The sequence below is a fragment of the Diaminobutyricimonas aerilata genome, from assembly GCF_002797715.1.
In the GTDB taxonomy this organism is placed as follows: Bacteria; Actinomycetota; Actinomycetes; order Actinomycetales; family Microbacteriaceae; genus Diaminobutyricimonas; species Diaminobutyricimonas aerilata.
In genome coordinates, this window is record NZ_PGFF01000001.1 from 732,536 (window position 1) to 746,279 (window position 13,744).

At 70.8% G+C, this 13,744-nt stretch carries 13 protein-coding genes; 9 read left to right on the forward strand and 4 right to left on the reverse strand.

The window, feature by feature from the left end; genetic code table 11:
- Positions 1-151: 151 nt before the first annotated feature.
- Genes CLV46_RS03585 through CLV46_RS03605 form a run of 5 tightly spaced genes read left to right on the forward strand, consistent with a single transcriptional unit; the run spans position 152 to position 5,987 of the window.
- Positions 152-1,666 carry an ABC transporter ATP-binding protein gene (locus tag CLV46_RS03585; RefSeq protein ID WP_100363512.1) on the forward strand — a complete coding sequence of 505 codons (1,515 nt, stop codon included), beginning with the start codon at positions 152-154 and terminating at the stop codon, positions 1,664-1,666.
- Positions 1,663-2,964: an ABC transporter permease gene (locus CLV46_RS03590; protein ID WP_245866474.1), complete on the forward strand. Its 1,302-nt coding sequence runs from the start codon at positions 1,663-1,665 to the stop codon at positions 2,962-2,964. The genes CLV46_RS03585 and CLV46_RS03590 overlap by 4 nt, the downstream gene beginning before the upstream one ends.
- Positions 2,961-4,232 carry an ABC transporter permease gene (locus CLV46_RS03595; protein WP_100363513.1) on the forward strand — a complete coding sequence of 424 codons (1,272 nt, stop codon included), beginning with the start codon at positions 2,961-2,963 and terminating at the stop codon, positions 4,230-4,232. Before CLV46_RS03590 ends, CLV46_RS03595 begins: the two co-directional genes overlap by 4 nt.
- On the forward strand, positions 4,229-4,657 hold the full coding sequence (locus tag CLV46_RS03600; protein WP_100363514.1) for a cytidine deaminase: 429 nt from the start codon (positions 4,229-4,231) through the stop codon (positions 4,655-4,657). Before CLV46_RS03595 ends, CLV46_RS03600 begins: the two co-directional genes overlap by 4 nt.
- A 34-nt stretch (positions 4,658-4,691) precedes the next feature.
- Positions 4,692-5,987 carry a thymidine phosphorylase gene (locus tag CLV46_RS03605; RefSeq protein ID WP_100363515.1) on the forward strand — a complete coding sequence of 432 codons (1,296 nt, stop codon included), beginning with the start codon at positions 4,692-4,694 and terminating at the stop codon, positions 5,985-5,987.
- 100 nt (positions 5,988-6,087) lie between these two features.
- Here the strand turns inward: CLV46_RS03605 and uriH are convergent, their stop codons facing one another.
- On the reverse strand, positions 6,088-7,038 hold the full coding sequence (gene uriH, locus CLV46_RS03610) for a uridine-preferring nucleoside hydrolase UriH (protein ID WP_100365870.1): 951 nt from the start codon (positions 7,036-7,038) through the stop codon (positions 6,088-6,090).
- A 26-nt stretch (positions 7,039-7,064) separates the two neighbouring features.
- Here uriH and CLV46_RS03615 point away from each other — a divergent pair, with 26 nt between their 5' ends.
- The 3 genes from CLV46_RS03615 to CLV46_RS03625 are packed head-to-tail and all read left to right on the forward strand — an operon-like array spanning position 7,065 to position 8,901.
- Positions 7,065-8,186, forward strand: a complete 1,122-nt coding sequence (locus tag CLV46_RS03615) for an adenosine deaminase (RefSeq protein WP_100363516.1) — start codon at positions 7,065-7,067, stop codon at positions 8,184-8,186.
- Positions 8,186-8,632, forward strand: a complete 447-nt coding sequence (locus CLV46_RS03620) for a PTS sugar transporter subunit IIA (RefSeq protein WP_100363517.1) — start codon at positions 8,186-8,188, stop codon at positions 8,630-8,632. The genes CLV46_RS03615 and CLV46_RS03620 overlap by 1 nt, the downstream gene beginning before the upstream one ends.
- A complete protein-coding gene (locus CLV46_RS03625) occupies positions 8,629-8,901 on the forward strand; it encodes a PTS sugar transporter subunit IIB (protein WP_100363518.1) in 273 nt (90 codons plus the stop codon). The genes CLV46_RS03620 and CLV46_RS03625 overlap by 4 nt, the downstream gene beginning before the upstream one ends.
- A 4-nt stretch (positions 8,902-8,905) precedes the next feature.
- On the opposite strand, the gene CLV46_RS03630 is transcribed toward CLV46_RS03625, so the two are convergent.
- Genes CLV46_RS03630 through CLV46_RS03640 form a run of 3 tightly spaced genes read right to left on the reverse strand, consistent with a single transcriptional unit; the run spans position 8,906 to position 12,146 of the window.
- Positions 8,906-9,625: a hypothetical protein gene (locus tag CLV46_RS03630; protein ID WP_100363519.1), complete on the reverse strand. Its 720-nt coding sequence runs from the start codon at positions 9,623-9,625 to the stop codon at positions 8,906-8,908.
- Between the two features lie 50 nt (positions 9,626-9,675).
- The gene (locus tag CLV46_RS03635) at positions 9,676-11,322 is read right to left on the reverse strand and encodes a phospho-sugar mutase (RefSeq protein WP_100363520.1); all 1,647 of its coding nucleotides are present in this window, start codon (positions 11,320-11,322) and stop codon (positions 9,676-9,678) included.
- A complete protein-coding gene (locus CLV46_RS03640) occupies positions 11,319-12,146 on the reverse strand; it encodes a purine-nucleoside phosphorylase (RefSeq protein WP_100363521.1) in 828 nt (275 codons plus the stop codon). Before CLV46_RS03640 ends, CLV46_RS03635 begins: the two co-directional genes overlap by 4 nt.
- A gap of 61 nt (positions 12,147-12,207) precedes the next feature.
- Here CLV46_RS03640 and CLV46_RS03645 point away from each other — a divergent pair, with 61 nt between their 5' ends.
- Positions 12,208-13,644 (forward strand): NAD(P)H-quinone dehydrogenase, encoded by a 1,437-nt coding sequence (locus tag CLV46_RS03645; protein ID WP_100363522.1) that lies wholly within the window; start codon positions 12,208-12,210, stop codon positions 13,642-13,644.
- Positions 13,645-13,744 lie beyond the last annotated feature (100 nt).

The window sequence follows — 13,744 nt, forward strand, 5'->3', positions numbered from 1 at the left end:
TCGGCTTCGGCCGACCTCCCCGCCGCGGTTAAGCCCCGGCGCGCGTCGGGCTAGATTCATATCGGGCACGACGGAGTCGCACCACCGGGCGAGTGTCGTGTCCGCACTGTCGGCACCGCTTCACACAAGCGGAACAGGAAGGGCACGGCTCATGAAGCTCGAGCTCCGCGGAATCACCAAGCGGTTCGGCGCTCTCGTGGCGAACGACCACATCGACCTCACCGTCGAGCCGGGGGAGATCCACTGCCTCCTCGGTGAGAACGGGGCGGGCAAGTCCACGCTGATGAACGTGCTGTACGGCCTGTATCAGGCCGACGAGGGCGAGATCCTGCTGGATGACCGGGTGCAGGCCTTCGCCGGTCCCGGCGACGCGATGGCGGCCGGCATCGGCATGGTGCACCAGCACTTCATGCTCATCCCCGTGTTCACGGTCGCGGAGAACGTGATGCTCGGCCACGAGCAGACGAAGGCGGGCGGCCTGCTCGATCTCGCGAGCGCCCGGCAGAGGGTGCGGGAGATCTCCGACCGGTTCGGGTTCGACATCGATCCGGATGCGCTCGTGGAGGACCTGCCGGTCGGCGTGCAGCAGCGCGTGGAGATCATCAAGGCCCTCTCGCGCGACGCCCGCGTGCTCGTCTTCGACGAGCCCACCGCCGTACTGACGCCGCAGGAGACCGACGAGCTGATGGCGATCATGCGTCAGCTGAAGGCCGAGGGCACCGGCATCGTGTTCATCACCCACAAGCTGCGCGAGGTGCGCGAGGTCGCGGACCGGATCACGGTCATCCGGCTCGGGAAGGTCGTCGGCGAGGCGTCGCCCACGGCGAGCAACGCCGAGCTCGCCTCCCTCATGGTCGGCCGCGCCGTCGAACTGACCGTCGAGAAGAAGCCCGCCGCCCCCGGCGCCCCTGCCCTCGTCGTCGACGGGTTGACGGTGGCGGACGCCCGCGGTCAGCTCGTCGTCGACCACGTCGGGTTCGACGTCCGGGCGGGGGAGATCCTCGCGATCGCCGGGGTGCAGGGCAACGGGCAGACCGAGCTCACCGAGGCGATCTTCGGACTCCAACCCCACGCCACCGGCTCGATCACCCTCGACGGCCACGAACTCGTCGGCCGCACGGTGCGGCAGGTGATCGACGCGGGTGTCGGCTTCGTGCCCGAGGACCGCAAGGAGGACGGACTCGTCGGCGAGTTCACGATCGCCGAGAACCTCATGCTCGACCGCAGCACCGACGAACCCTTCGTTCGCGCCGGGTCACTGCAGCTCAAGACCCTCGCCGAGTACGCCGAGCAGAAGGTGCGCGAATTCGACGTGCGCGCCCAGGGCATCGGAACCCGCGTCGGCCGGCTCTCCGGCGGCAACCAGCAGAAGGTCGTGCTCGCCCGAGAGCTCGGGCGCGAACTGCGGCTGTTCGTGGCCGCCCAGCCCACCCGCGGACTCGACGTCGGATCGATCGAGTTCGTCCACACCCAGATCGTCGTCGCCCGCGACTCCGGCATCCCGGTCATCGTGGTCTCGACCGAGCTCGACGAGGTGGTCGCCCTCGCCGACCGCATCGCCGTGATGTACCGAGGAAGGATCGTCGGAATCGTGCCCGGAGACACCCCGCGCGACGTGCTCGGCCTGATGATGGCCGGCGAGACCCCGAGCGAGGTGGCCGCGTGAGCGAGCAGATCCCCGCCCGCAGCCAGGACACCAAGCTGCAGGCCGAATCGGTCGAACCCGGTCAGACGCCGAACACCGAGACACCGGACGCGCCCCGCGGCAACGCCGTCATGCGCGACATCCTCGGCGGCAGCGCCATGATCTCGGTGCTCGCCGTCGTCGTCGCCCTCATCGTCGGCGCGATCCTCATCGTCATCGTCAACGAGGACGTCGTCGAGGCGGCGGGCTACTTCTTCGCCCGTCCGCTGGACACCTTCCGCGCCATCGGCGACGCGGTCGGCGGGGCCTACGCCGCCCTGTTCCAGGGGTCGGTGTACAACTTCCGGCGCCCCGACTTCGCCGCGGGCATCCGACCCCTCACCGAGACGCTCACCTTCGCGACGCCGCTCATCGCCGCGGGACTCGGTGTCGCGCTCACCTTCCGCGTCGGCCTGTTCAACATCGGCGGACGCGGGCAGATCCTCATCGCCGCGGCGGCCGCCGGGTACGTCGGCGGGATGATGGAGCTGCCCCCGGTCGTGCACCTCGTCGCGGCCCTGCTCGCCGGTCTCGTCGGCGGTGCCCTCTGGGGCGGCATCGTCGGACTGCTCAAGGCACGCACCGGAGCGCACGAGGTGATCGTCACGATCATGCTCAACTACGTCGCGTTCTACCTCGTCTCCTACCTGCTGCGCACGCCGGGAGCCCTGCAGGCCCCCGGTCAGAACAACCCGAAGAGCGCGCCCATGGCGGACACCGCGGTGTTCCCCGAGCTGCTCGGGCCGCAGTACAACCTGCACCTCGGCTTCCTGCTCGTCATCGCCGCGACCGTCTTCGTGTGGTGGCTGCTCAACCGGTCGAGCCTCGGCTTCCGTTACCGGGCGGTCGGCGAGAACCCGAACGCGGCGCGCGTGGCCGGCATCGACGTCGGCCGGGTCTACATCACGGCGATGCTCATCTCGGGCGGCCTCGTCGGCCTGGCCGGGGTGTCGCAGGTGATGGGCACGATCACGACCGGATTCGCCTCCGGCATCGACGCGGGGATCGGCTTCGACGCCATCACCGTCGCGCTGCTCGGTCGCTCGCGACCGATCGGCGTGTTCGTCGCGGGCATCCTCTTCGGCGCCCTCAAGGCCGGCGGCTACTCCATGCAGGCGGCCGAGAGCGTGCCGATCGACATCGTGCTCGTCGTGCAGTCGATCATCGTGCTGTTCATCGCGGCGCCGCCGCTCGTGCGCGGCCTGTTCCATCTGCCCACCCCGGGCGTCGACTCGCCGCGCCGAAAGCAGCGCGCGCGGAAGGAGGTGGTGACCCGATGACCACGACGACCGCCCCGGCCGTCGCCGTCGCGCCGATCACGGCCCGCAGCTGGAAGACGCCCATCCTGCTCGGCGTCTTCACGCTGATCGCGATCGTGCTCTTCGTCGCGCTGCGGCGCGACGGCGTGAGCACCTTCCGCCTCTCCACCGGCTCCGACCTCATCCAGCTGCCCGAGATCGCGGCGCCGACCATCGCGACCTCGATCGGGATCACGGTGCTCCTCGCCGCGATCACCGCCTTCGCGACGTTCCTCGCGTCACGACGACGACGGCTGCCGCTGTGGCTCACCGTCGTCTTCGCGGTGCTGTTCCTCATCGCGTTCCTCGCCTGGGCCGCGGCCGACAAGGCGATCCCGGTGCCGGGGCTGCTCATCGGCGCCCTGTCGCTCAGCACACCGCTCATCTTCGGCGCCCTCGGCGGCGTCATCTCCGAGCGGGTCGGCGTCGTCAACGTCGCGATCGAGGGTCAGCTGCTCGCGGGCGCCTTCGCGGCCGGCGTCATCGCCTCGCTCACGCAACAGCCGCTTCTGGGGCTGCTCGGCGCCATGGTCGCGGGCGCGCTCGTGTCGTTCGTGCTCGCCGCGTTCTCGATCAAGTACCTCGTCGACCAGGTGATCGTCGGTGTGGTGCTCAACGTCCTCGTCACGGGCATCACGAGCTTCCTCTACTCGACGCTGCTCACCGCCGACGCCGCCCGGCTCAACTCCCCGGCGACGTTCGAGCGGCTGCCGATCCCGGTGTTGAGCGAGATCCCCGTGCTCGGACCGGTGCTGTTCCGGCAGACGCTCATCGTCTACCTCATGTACATCGCCGTCGCCGCCGTGTGGTTCGGGCTGTTCAAGACCCGCTGGGGCCTGCGGTTGCGTGCCGTCGGCGAGCACCCGACGGCTGCCGACACGGTCGGCATCAAGGTCAACCGGTCGCGGTTCTGGAACGTCTCGCTCGCCGGCGTCATCGCCGGCGGCGGCGGCGCCTACTTCACGCTCGCGGCGGTCGGCAGCTTCAACAAGGAGATGACCGCCGGAGCCGGCTTCATCGCCCTCGCCGCCGTCATCTTCGGGCGCTGGGACCCCATCCGGGCCACCCTCGCCGCCCTGCTGTTCGGGTTCGCGAGCAACCTGCAGAACACCTTGAGCATCGTCGGCTCGCCCGTGCCGAGCGAATTCATGCTCATGCTGCCCTACCTCGTCACCATCGTGGCCGTCGCGGGACTCGTGGGACGCGTGCGGGGTCCCGCCGCTGCCGGAAAGCCGTACGTGAAAGCATGACCGACACCCCCGCATCCGACGTCGCCATCGACTGGCAGGCGCTCCGCACGGTCGCCCTCGACGCCATGCGGCACGCCTACGTGCCGTACTCGAACTTCCCCGTCGGGGTCGCCGCGCTCGTCGACGACGGCCGCGTGATCGCCGGCTGCAACGTCGAGAACGCGTCCTACGGGCTCACCCTCTGCGCCGAATGCGCGCTCGTCTCGAGCCTGCACATGACGGGGGGTGGACGCCTGGTCGCCTTCACCTGCGTCGACGGCAACGGCGACACCCTCATGCCCTGCGGCCGGTGCCGTCAGCTGCTCTTCGAGCACTCCGCGGAGGGCATGCTGCTCGAGACCGTCTCCGGGGTGAAGACGATCGACGAGGTCATCCCCGACGCGTTCGGTCCGCGCACCCTCGCCGCCTACCGCGACGAGCACTGACCCCCGGCATCCGCCCCTTCGAGACAGGAATCCCATGTCCGTCGAACCGTTCGACGTGGTCGACCTCATCCGTACCAAGCGCGACCGGGGCACGCTCAGCACCCCGCAGATCGACTGGCTCGTCGACGCCTACACCCGCGGCTACGTCGCCGACGAGCAGATGTCGGCCATGGCGATGGCGATCTTCCTCAACGGGATGGAACGCGAGGAGATCCGCGACCTGACGCTCGCCATGATCGCGAGCGGCGAGCGGATGGAGTTCTCGTCGCTGTCGAAGCCGACCACCGACAAGCACTCGACGGGGGGAGTGGGCGACAAGATCACGCTGCCGCTCGCGCCGCTCGTCGCCTCCTTCGGCGTCGCCGTGCCGCAACTCTCGGGCCGTGGGCTCGGACACACCGGCGGCACGCTCGACAAGCTCGAGAGCATCCCCGGCTGGCGGGCCCGGCTCAGCAACGACGAGATGCTCGCCCAGCTGGATGCCGTCGGCGCCGTCATCTGCGCCGCCGGGTCGGGGCTCGCGCCCGCCGACGGCAAGCTCTACGCCCTGCGCGACATCACCGGCACGGTCGAGTGCATCCCGCTCATCGCCTCGTCGATCATGAGCAAGAAGATCGCCGAGGGCACCGCGTCGCTCGTGCTCGACGTGAAGTTCGGCTCGGGGGCGTTCCTCAAGGACCCGGCGCAGAGCCGTGAGCTCGCCGAGACGATGGTGCGGCTCGGCACCGATGCCGGCGTGTCGACCGTCGCGCTGCTGACGAACATGAACGTGCCGCTCGGGTTCGCGATCGGCAACGCGAACGAGGTGCGCGAGTCGGTCGAGGTGCTCGCCGGCGGCGGGCCGGCGGATGTGGTCGAACTGACGGTCGCGCTCGCCCGCGAGATGCTCGCCCTCGCCGGGCAGCTGGATGCGGACGTCGAGGGTCACCTGCGCGACGGCAAGGCGATGGACGCCTGGCGCGCCATGATCTCGGCCCAGGGCGGCGACCCGGATGCGGAGCTGCCGGTCGCCCGGGAGCAGCACGTCGTCACCGCCGACCGAGACGGTGTGCTCGTCGAGCAGCAGGCGCTGCCGTTCGGCATCGCCGCGTGGCGTCTCGGCGCCGGTCGCGCGCGCAAGGAGGACCCGGTGCAGCACGCGGCGGGCATCGACCTGCACGCGAAGCCCGGCGACCGGGTGCGCGCCGGGGAGCCGCTGTTCACCCTCTCCGCCGACGAGCCGGCGCGCTTCGACCGCGCCCTCGAGGCGCTCGAAGGCGCCTACCGGATCGGTGACGAGGGCGACGAGGTGCTCGACGGCGGTCCGCTCATCGCCGACCGCATCGCCTGACACCCGTCCCGTTCCCTGAGCCTGTCGAAGGCAACCGCCTCGGGGACGCCGTTCCCTGAGCCTGTCGAAGGGAACCGCCGGGACACGCGCTTCGACCTCGTCAGCTCGGGTCGCCGAGTCCCTTGACCGCGCCGACGACGAGATCCCAGAAACGGTCGCGGTCGAGCGTGACCGCGGCGCGCGTGCGGCACTCCTCGAGGGCCGGCCGGCGCAGGTCGGCGACCGTCATCCCCGCGGTGTGCTCGCCGTGCAGTTCGACCGTGATCGGCACCGCCCGGGTCGTCATCACGTCGGGGTCGATCACGAACGCCACGGCGCACGCGTCGTGCACCGGCGGACCGTCGGGGAACCCGAACACGTGACGATAGGAGCCGCGGAAGAAGTCGAGCAGCTCGCCGACGAAGCGCGCCGGCGCCGTGCCGATCGCCGTGATGCGCTCGGCGACCGCGTCGTCCGCGATCGCCTGGTGCGTGAGGTCCAACCCGACCATCGTCACCGCCCACCCGGCGTCGAAGACGACGTGCGCGGCCTCCGGATCCACGACGATGTTGAACTCGGCCGCGGCGGTCGTGTTGCCGACGCCGACCCCGCCGCCCATGAGCACGACCTCGCGCACGCGGTCCACGATCCGCGGCTCGAGCCGGGCCGCGAGCGCGATGTTGGTGAGCGGGCCGGTCGGCACGAGCGTGATCGCACCGGCCGGATGCGCCATGACCGTGTCGACGATGAGCTGCGCGGCGGGACGCGGGTCGAGCTCGATGACCGGTTCCGGCAGCACCGGGCCGTCGAGGCCGCTGTCCCCATGGATGTCCGGCGCGATCCGCGGGCTGCGTACGAGCGGTCGCTCCGCGCCTCGGGCGAACGGCACTCCGGTGATGCCCGCGATGCGGCCGACCGCGAGCGCGTTGCGGGTGATCTTGTCGATCGTCTGGTTGCCCGCGACCGTGGTCACCGCCACGAGGTCGACGCGGGGGTCGCCGTGGGCCACCAGCAACGCGATCGCGTCATCGTGGCCGGGATCGCAGTCGAGGATGATCTTCCGGGCCGTCACCCGGGTCACGCTAGTAGGTTTGAGTCATGAACTCGGCGCCGCAGGATCTGCTCCTCCCCGACTCTCGGGTCAACGCGGTCGCGCTGCCCAAGGTGTCGCTGCACGACCACCTCGACGGCGGACTGCGACCCCAGACCATCCTCGAGCTCGCCGACGAGGTGGGCCTCGAGCTGCCCGCCGACGACGCCGAGGCGCTCGGACGGTGGATCGCCGACGCGTCGGACTCCGGATCGCTCGTCGAGTACCTCAAGACCTTCGACATCACGACCGGTGTCATGCAGACGCGGGAGGGTCTCGGCCGCGTCGCCCGGGAGTTCGTGCAGGATCTCGCCGCCGACGGCGTGATCTACGGCGAAGTGCGCTGGGCGCCCGAGCAGCACCTGACTCGCGGACTCAGTCTCGACGAGGTCGTCGAGGCGGTACAGGAGGGCATCGAGGCCGGAATCGATGACGCCCGCTCGGGCGGTCACCGCATCCGGGTCGGCCAGCTCGTGACCGCGATGCGGCATGCCGACCGCTCCCTCGAGATCGCCGAGCTCGCCGTGCGGCACCGCCACCGCGGTGTGGTCGGCTTCGACTTCGCCGGCGCGGAGGACGGGTTCCCGCCCGGCCGGGCGCGCACCGCGTTCGACTACCTCGCCTCGGAGTTCCTGCCCGTCACCGTGCATGCCGGCGAGGCCGCGGGACTCGAGAGCATCCGCGGTGCCCTCATCGACGGACGCGCGCTGCGTCTCGGTCACGGCGTGCGGATCGCGGAGGACATCGTCACCGAGCGCGAGGACGCCGAGAGCACCTACGTGACCGTCGGTCCGATCGCGCAGTGGGTGAAGGATCAGCAGATCCCGCTCGAGCTGAGCCCGTCGTCGAACCTGCAGACCGGGGCGATCGAGGCGTGGGGCGAGGACCTCATCGACCACCCCTTCGATCTGCTCTACCAGCTGGGGTTCCGGGTGACGGTCAACACCGACAACCGTCTGATGAGCGCCACGACCCTGAGCCGCGAGCTCGTGCTGCTCGCGGAGGCCTTCGGCTACGACCTCTCCGACCTCGAGGTGTTCCAGCTCAATGCGGCGGAGGCCGCGTTCCTGCCTCTCGAAGACCGGGAGGAGCTCGCGGACCGCATCAGTGACGGGTTCGCGCGAGCCTGATGGGTCTTCCGCCGCTGCCCGACGAGGCCATCCAGCTGAACGTCACGGTCGACGGATGGCGTGACGCCGTCCGTCTCGCCGGCGACGCGCTGCATCGTTCCGGCGCCGCCCTGCCGACGTATGCGGAGGAGATGGTGCGGATGATCGAGGAGCACGGTCCCTACGTCGTCATCGCCCCCGGTCTCGCGCTCGCGCACGCGCGGCCCGGACCGGAGGTGCTCGGCGACGGCCTCGCGGTGGTGACCCTCGCGACTCCCGTCGACTTCGGGCATCCGCACAATGATCCGGTCAGCGTCGTGCTCGGGCTCGCCATCAAGGACGTCGCGAACCACCTCGCGACGATCGCCGCGCTCGCCAACGTGTTCAACGATTCCGCCGCGATCCCCGAGCTCGCGGCGGCCACCAGCACCGACGAGGTGCGACGCATCATGGAAGGGCAATCATGAAGATCGTCGCGATCTGCGGCGCGGGCATCGGCTCGAGCGGGATCCTCAAAGTCAATGCGGAACGGGTGCTCGGCAAACTCGGCATCGACGCGGCCGTCGTCGCCGCCGACGTCGCCTCGATCAAGACGGTCGCGGCCGACGCCCAGGTCATCCTGACGAGCGCGGAGTTCGTCGACGCGATCGGCAAGACGTTCGCCGACGTCATCGTCGTCGACAACTACTTCGACACCGAGGAACTCACCGAGAAGCTCCGCACCGCCCTCGCCTGAGCGGTCAACGGCCGCCGCGGGCGGTCGTCCCGTCGGAGGGATGCTGCGGCCGGTAGGTGCGCCAGAACCGGAAGTACGGACGCCCACCGGCGACGGTCGCGCCGACGAGGAACACGGCCCCGACACCGATCCCGATCGCGATGTCCACCGCCTTCGGTGCGCCCGCGGCGAGGCCCACGACGGCCGCGAGCAGCCCGACGATCGCGGACACCACGACCGCCATGAAGATCATGCTGCTCGCGAGCACGTGGCTCGCGTCGCGCCGGTCGCCGAGGAAGTAGTAGGTGCGGCTCACGCCGGCCGCGTCGTCGTGCGGGGAGGTCATGAGAGCGGCCTCGACCTCGGGGGCGAGGGCGACGTACGCCGCTCGGAGCCGGTTCATCGCCACGACGTACATGAGGTCCTCCATCCCGACGTTGAGCACGCGGAGCAGGGTCAGCACACCGACGAGCGCGACGAAGGAGAGCACGATCACCGCGAACATCCCGAAGTCGGCGCCGAATCCGGTCGCCTGACCGACGAGCGCGAGACTCACGAGGCCCGCCGAGACGAGGGTGAGGAACATCGAGATGCGGGTGAGCACCTCGTTCTGCGTCGTCGTGCGGGAGGCGAGCAGGCTCCAGTGCTCCGTCGCGAGGATCTGCGCCTGCAGCGCGGGCGCTGTCGCGGGAGTCCCCGGAGGTTCCGGCGGCTCGGGCGGTGGCGGCGGAGAGGGAGTCCGCATGCCCCTCATCGTCCTCCTCCGGGGTCCCGGAGGGAACAGGGGCGGGCGAATCAGCCGACGAGTCGGCGCATCCCTTCGTCGAGTTCCGCGACGACCGCGGCTGCGGCGCGGCGTCGCGCGCGGCCGTCGCCGTCGGTGCTCGTCGCGTCGATGTAGATCTTGAGCTTCGGTTCGGTGCCGCTCGGGCGCAGGATGATGCGGCTGCCGCCCTCCGTCCACAGCCGGATGAGGTCGGTGGGACCGAAGTCGCCGAACCCCTCGGCGAAGTCGTCGATGCGGTCGACGGCGAGCGAGCCCACGTGGGTCGGCGGATTCTCGCGCAGCTCCCGCATCATCCGCGGGATCTCCCCGAGGTCGCTCACGCGCAGCGAGATCTGGGTCGATGCGAATCCGCCGATCCGCTCGGCGACGTCGTCGAGGGCGTCGTCGAGGGTGCGGTCGTTCCGACGCAGCTCGGCGGCGAGGGCGAGCACCGCGACGGCCGCGGAGATGCCGTCCTTGTCGCGCACCTTCTCGGGGTCGACCAGGTAGCCGAGCGCCTCCTCGAACCCGAAGACGAGGCCGGGAGGCCGCGAGATCCACTTGAAGCCGGTGAGCGTCTCCGCGAAGTCGAGACCGTGCGCATCGGCGATCGTGCGCAGCACGGGGGACGACACGAGCGAGGCGGCGAGCGTTCCGCCGCCGTGGGCGCGCTCGGCGGCGCGCCAGCCCAGCAGCACCCCCACCTCGTTGCCGCTCAAGCGGCGCCAGCCCTCCCCATCCGGAACCGCGACCGCGAGGCGGTCGGCGTCGGGGTCGTTGGCGAGCACGAGCTCCGCCCCGACCCGGGTGGCGGTCGCGAACGCGAGGTCCATCGCGCCCGGTTCCTCGGGGTTGGGGAAGGCGACGGTCGGGAACTCCGGGTCGGGCTCGATCTGATCGGCCACGACGACCGGCTCGCCGAACCCGGCGACGTCGAACACGCGGCGGGCGGTCTCCCACCCGACACCGTGCATCGCCGTGTAGACGAAGGGCACGAGGCCGCCGGAGTCGCCGGCGATCGCGGCGGTGCGCGCGACGTACTCGTCGAGCACCTCCTCGCCGGCGATCTCGAAGTCGCCGGATCGCGAGAACAGGCGGATGTCGCGCTCGGCCGCCTCGAGGATGCGGGCCTGGATCTCCGCGTCCGTCGGCGCCACGATCTGCGACCCCGCGTCGGCGCCGCCGAGGTACACCTTGTAGCCGTTGTCGCGCGGCGGGTTGTGGCTCGCCGTGACCATGACGCCCGCGCTCACGCCGAGGTGTCGCACCGCGAAGGCGAGGACGGGGGTGGGGAGGGCACGGGGGAGCAGGATGGCGCGCACGCCCGCGCCGGCCATGAGCTCGGCGGTGTCGCGGGCGAAGACGTCCGAGTTGGTGCGGCCGTCGTAGCCGATCACGATGCTCGGATGCTCCTCCCGGCTCAGCAGGAATGCGGCGAAGCCGGAGGCGGCCTGGGCGACGAGCACTCGGTTCATGCGTGCGGGACCGGCGCCGAGCTCACCGCGCAGCCCAGCCGTGCCGAACGTGAGCCGGCTGCCGAAGCGCGACCGCAGCTCCGTCTCCGCGTTGATGACGCCGCCCTCAGCGTCGTGGAGAAGCCGCTCGAGCTCTGCCCTCGTGACCGGGTCGGGGTCCTGCTCGAGCCACGCGCGCGCGGCGCCGAGCGGGGCGCTCACAGTCGCTCCACGATGCGCGCGAGGAGCGCGGAGATGACCGGCTCGGCCTCGCGCCCGGCTTGCAGCACCTCCTGGTGGCTGAGCGGTTCGGGGCTGATGCCCGCCGCGAGGTTCGTGATGAGCGACATGCCGAGCACCTCCATGCCCGCCTGTCGCGCGGCGATCGCCTCGAGCGCCGTCGACATGCCGACGATGTGTCCGCCCATGGCCTTCACCATCTGCACCTCGGCCGGAGTCTCGTAGTGCGGGCCGCGGAACTGGGTGTAGACGCCCTCGTCGAGATCGGGCTGCACCTCGCGCGCCAGATCCCGCAGGCGCTTCGAGTAGAGGTCGGTGAGGTCGATGAACGTGGCGCCCTCGAGCGGCGACGCGGCGGTGAGGTTGAGGTGGTCGCTGATCAGCACGGGCGTGCCCGGCCCCCACGTCTCCTTGATGCCCCCGGCGCCGTTGGTGAGGATCATCGTCGTCGCGCCGGCCGCCGCGGCGGTGCGCACCGAGTGCACCACCCGCCGCACGCCGTGGCCCTCGTAGAAGTGCGTGCGCGCTCCGATGACGAGCGCGTGCTTGCCGTTCGCGAGTCGGATGCTGCGGAGGGTGCCCACGTGTCCCACGACGGCGGGGGCGCTGAATCCGGGCACCTCGGAGGCGGGTACCTCGGCGACGGTCTCGCCGATCAGGTCGGCGGCCTTCGCCCATCCGCTGCCCAGGGTGAGGGCGATGTCGTGCCGGTCGATGCCCGTGACCTTGGTGAGGTGGGCGGCGGCTTCTCCGGCGACCTCGAACGGGTCGACGGCGGCGTCGTCGAGGGGGTTGTGCTGATGCATCCGACCACTCTATTCATCCGGCGTTTTGGTGGGTGACCTGGCGGCGCGGGAGAATGGGGGCATGGCCAACCTCTTCGAGCGCAAGCAGCGGATCGCGATCCTCGGAGGGGGCCCCGGAGGGTACGAGGCGGCCCTCGCCGGCGCACAGCTCGGCGCGGACGTGACGCTCGTCGAACGGGTGGGCGTGGGTGGTTCCGCGGTGCTCACCGACGTCGTTCCGTCGAAGACCCTCATCTCGACGGCCGAGGCGGCGCACGCGATCGGCGACGCGGCCGACCTCGGCGTGCAGTTCTTCGTCCGCACCGACAGTGGCCGCCCCGTGCGCCCCGAGGTGACGGTCAACCTCGCCGCGGTCAACCAGCGTCTGCTGCGGCTGTCGCGTCAGCAGTCGGAGGACATGCGCTCGAACCTCGTGCGCTCGGGGGTGCGCATCATCCAGGGCGACGGCCGGCTCGACGGACCGCAGAAGCTCGTCGTCTCGACGGGCAAGGGCAAGTCGCGCACCGACTTCGACGAGGTCGACGCCGACACGATCGTCGTCGCGGTCGGGTCGAGCCCGCGCATCCTCAAGACGGCGGTGCCGGATGGCGAGCGCATCCTCACCTGGACGCAGTTGTACAACCTCGACGCGACCCCGGAACACCTCATCGTCGTCGGCTCCGGTGTCACCGGTGCGGAGTTCGCGTCCGCGTACACCGCACTCGGATCGCAGGTGACCCTCATCTCGAGCCGCGACCAGGTGCTGCCCGGCGAGGACGCCGACGCCGCACGCATCATCGAGGACGTCTTCACGCGGAACGGCATGACGGTGCTCAACAAGAGCCGCGCGGAGTCGGTGGTGCGCAACGGTGACACGGTCGTCGCGACCCTCTCCGACGGCCGCGTCGTGGAAGGCAGCCACTGCCTCCTCGCGGTCGGCTCGGTTCCGAACACGGCGGGCCTCGGCCTCGAGGAGGCGGGCGTGCAGCTCGCCGACACCGGCCACATCCGGGTCAACCGGGTCGCGCGCACCTCGATGCCCTCGATCTACGCGGCCGGCGACTGCAGCGACCTGCTGCCCCTCGCCTCCGTCGCCTCGATGCAGGGCCGCACGGCGGTCTACCACGCGATGGGCGACGCGGTGAACCCGACCGAGGTGCGCAACGTCACCTCGAACATCTTCACCCAGCCGGAGATCGCGACCGTCGGATGGTCGCAGAAGCAGATCGAGGACGGCGTCGCCCAGGGTGAGATCTACAAGCTCCCGCTCGCCTCCAACCCGCGCGCGAAGATGATGGGCATCAAGGACGGCTTCGTGAAGCTCTTCGCCCGCACCGGCTCGGGCACGGTCATCGGCGGCGTGGTCGTCGCCCCGAAGGCGTCGGAGCTCATCCTGCCCATCGCCCTCGCCGTCGAGCACCGACTCACGGTCGACCAGCTCGCGCGCGCGTTCAGCGTCTACCCGTCGCTCTCGGGCAGCGTCACCGACGCCGCCCGCGCGATGCACATCGTCCAATAGCGGCGTTCGGGGGCGCTCTACGTGGGCCGCACCTCACGTCGGCCGCACCGCCGACGCGCCCGGGGGCGCGAGGTCGGCGTGCCGCTCGTGCCGCTCGACT

Coding starts and splice junctions, on each gene's coding strand:
- CLV46_RS03605 (WP_100363515.1), top strand. CDS start 4,692: ATGTCCGTCGAACCGTTCGACGTGGTCGACCTCATCCGTACCAAGCGC.
- CLV46_RS03620 (WP_100363517.1), top strand. CDS start 8,186: ATGGGTCTTCCGCCGCTGCCCGACGAGGCCATCCAGCTGAACGTCACG.
- CLV46_RS03615 (WP_100363516.1), top strand. CDS start 7,065: ATGAACTCGGCGCCGCAGGATCTGCTCCTCCCCGACTCTCGGGTCAAC.
- CLV46_RS03625 (WP_100363518.1), top strand. CDS start 8,629: ATGAAGATCGTCGCGATCTGCGGCGCGGGCATCGGCTCGAGCGGGATC.
- CLV46_RS03600 (WP_100363514.1), top strand. CDS start 4,229: ATGACCGACACCCCCGCATCCGACGTCGCCATCGACTGGCAGGCGCTC.
- CLV46_RS03640 (WP_100363521.1), bottom strand. CDS start 12,146: ATGCATCAGCACAACCCCCTCGACGACGCCGCCGTCGACCCGTTCGAG.
- CLV46_RS03630 (WP_100363519.1), bottom strand. CDS start 9,625: ATGCGGACTCCCTCTCCGCCGCCACCGCCCGAGCCGCCGGAACCTCCG.
- CLV46_RS03645 (WP_100363522.1), top strand. CDS start 12,208: ATGGCCAACCTCTTCGAGCGCAAGCAGCGGATCGCGATCCTCGGAGGG.
- CLV46_RS03595 (WP_100363513.1), top strand. CDS start 2,961: ATGACCACGACGACCGCCCCGGCCGTCGCCGTCGCGCCGATCACGGCC.
- CLV46_RS03585 (WP_100363512.1), top strand. CDS start 152: ATGAAGCTCGAGCTCCGCGGAATCACCAAGCGGTTCGGCGCTCTCGTG.